Source organism: Brevundimonas sp. P7753 (assembly GCF_013386595.1).
Classification (GTDB): domain Bacteria; phylum Pseudomonadota; class Alphaproteobacteria; order Caulobacterales; family Caulobacteraceae; genus Brevundimonas; species Brevundimonas bullata.
The window spans coordinates 1-2484 of sequence record NZ_JACARP010000214.1 but is presented as its reverse complement, the minus strand read 5'-3'; the positions used below and the strand labels follow the sequence as shown (position 1 = coordinate 2484).

2 protein-coding genes are annotated in these 2484 nt (G+C 64.1%); both read right to left on the bottom strand.

Translation table 11 applies throughout. The features are described from left to right. Window positions 1–1605: recombinase family protein (locus tag HX774_RS19215; RefSeq protein WP_178829007.1), on the bottom strand; the 1605-nt coding region annotated here is incomplete at its 3' end. Window positions 1606–2108: 503 nt separating this feature from the next. Beyond that, on the bottom strand, window positions 2109–2484 hold a 376-nt coding region (locus tag HX774_RS19855), incomplete at its 5' end, for a hypothetical protein (RefSeq protein WP_218650540.1).

Below are 2484 nucleotides of genomic sequence, written 5' to 3'. Positions count from 1 at the left end.
AAATCCTGCTCCCGCACCCACTACAATAGTACAATCGTCGTCCTGGTTCACCAGGGCGGCGATTTTGCCTTGTACGGTCAGCGCGTACTTGCCCCGTTCCGGCAGCGGCGTCACCACGACCGTCTCGATCAACCGGCGCACCAGGTCGCGCGCTTCGGCCGCTGCCTCGCTGTCGCTGCGATGAAGCGCCTGGGCGAGGTCGCCTACCACGCGGCGATAATGCTCGGCGATTCCTGGGTGCAGGGACACCGGGGAGAGCGCTTCCTCAGCCGCCAGTTCCGTCTCCAACGTCGCACGCTGGGCCTCGAGCATGGCCAGCTTCTCCTTGATCGCGGCGCCGCTCAGGGCGCCGTCGGCCACCTGGTCGATCAGCCGGTCCGACCGGCGCTTGGCTTCGGCCAGGTCGGATTCCAGCTTGCTTCGTCGGCCCCGGATGTATCGATTGCGCTTGTCCATTTCGAGGCGCGCCTCTTCCATGGCGGAGGCGACGATGTCAGGCGCCAGAAGGCGATCCCTGAGGGCGGCCAGGACCCGGTCGGCGATGTCGGCACCCTTCACCCCGCGCCCGTTGTCACAGGCGGCCGGACCGCGCTCGCGTCGCCAGGAGCAGACGAATCTCTGCTCGGATCCGCTGCGGATCATAGGGCCGCCGCAGCAGCCGCAGGTCAGCTTGCCGCTGAGCAGATGCTTCGGGCGAACCGACGCCAGTGACGACGTCTTCTGCGGACCCAGGCGGTTTTCTTCATAGCGGGCGCGGACCTTGAGCCAGAGGTCTTCCGGCACGATCCGCATGTCGGGCACCTTCTGGCGGACAATGCTGGCCGGGTCGCCCTTGCGCGCATTGCGAGCGCCGGTGCTGCGGTCCTTCAGCCAGGTCTGGCGGCCGAACACCAGGACGCCCCGATAGAGTTCGTTGTGGATGACGCCGTTGCCGCGATCGGCGTTGCCGTTGATGGTCGAGGCGTTCCAAGCCTTGCCTCGAGGGCTGGGGACGCCGCGCGCGTTCAGTTCTGCCGCTATGGCGCGTGGGGAGGCGCCCGCAGCGTACTTGCGAAAGATCTCGACGACGACTTCGGCCTCGGCTGGGACGATATCGCGCAGACCCCGGATCGGTTCGCCTGCCGCGTCGAATTCGCGGCGGATGGCGTAACCGTAGACCCGCCCGCCGGTGTGGCGGCCATCACGAACCACGCCCTCCAGGCCCCGCCGGGTCTTTCGGCGGATTTCCTGGAGGAAGAGGGCGTTCATCGTGCCCTTGAGGCCGACGTGAAGTTCATCGACGACGCCCTCGGAGATCGTGAGGATGGATACGCCAAGGAAGCGCAGGTCCTCGAAGATGGCGGCGGTGTCGGCCTGCGACCGGGACAGGCGGTCCAGAGCTTCACAGATCACTACGTTGAACGCCCCGCCCTTGGCCGCGCGCTCCATGGCCAGAAAGCCGGGCCGGTTGGCGATGGAGGCACCGGATATGCCGGCGTCCTCGAAGGCACTGACGATGTCGATGCCCTGACGGGCGGCGAAGGCCCGGCAGGCCGTGAACTGATCCTCGATCGAGGTCTGCTTCTGCAGGTCGCTAGAAAAGCGAGCGTAAAGGGCTGCGCGCATCAGAGTTTGGGCTCAGAAAGGGGAGGGGAAGGGCAGGTTTGCATTTCCACCGCCACCCGCGCTAGGGCGCGAACGAGCCCGGCGAGAAGGTCTTCCGCCAAGGCGGCTCGGGCTTCGGGCGGGAGGGATGTGTCCAGAGCAATGGTCTGAGCATGATTGCGTACGGTCGTGGCGATAGGCAGCGGCGACTTGAAGGCGACGCTGTCCGCATCGGCTAGGATGATGGCAGGACAGGTCGCCTTCGATGCCGATGAGGCGGTCGCTGGCATTGGCGCGCATCGCTGCTGCTGCTCGCGTTCCGGGGCAGCAGGAGTCGAATGGGGAAGCGATTTCAAGGTACAAACCCTCAAGCATGCATAAGCGCGCTGGCGCGCGCCGGCAAAAATGATGAGGGGTCCGAGGCAGAGGGTGCTCATTCTGGATTAACGAAGGGTTAATCGCGCCCACATGCCGGTTGGAGGCTTTTTCGTTTGAAGACGCCTGAAATCAATACGCCCCGCAGCCTAAAGTCCATCAAGCAGGTCGTGAAGGATCTGCAGCTTTGCCATGACTTCAGGCGGTCTATCAAAATCGTATGGACGGACGGGGAGGGGACCAAAGGCGGCGACGCCAATGTCAGCCGCCATGGTTCTTAATTGGGTGAACTCTTGTTCGCTGAAGCGATCCTTCGATAGAGCGGCCAGATGGACGGAAGCCTGCACCACCCGGTGGCCCATGAGCTTCACCATGTAATCCTGATGGCCCTTGACGTGCCCCTGAGAATTTCCTCCACGCGGAGCTAGAGTCCGGCCCTTGAAAGGACGGACGGAATGAAACGAGCGAGATTCACGGAAGAGCAGATCATCGGGATCCTGCGGGAGCTGTCCTTTATACTCCTCT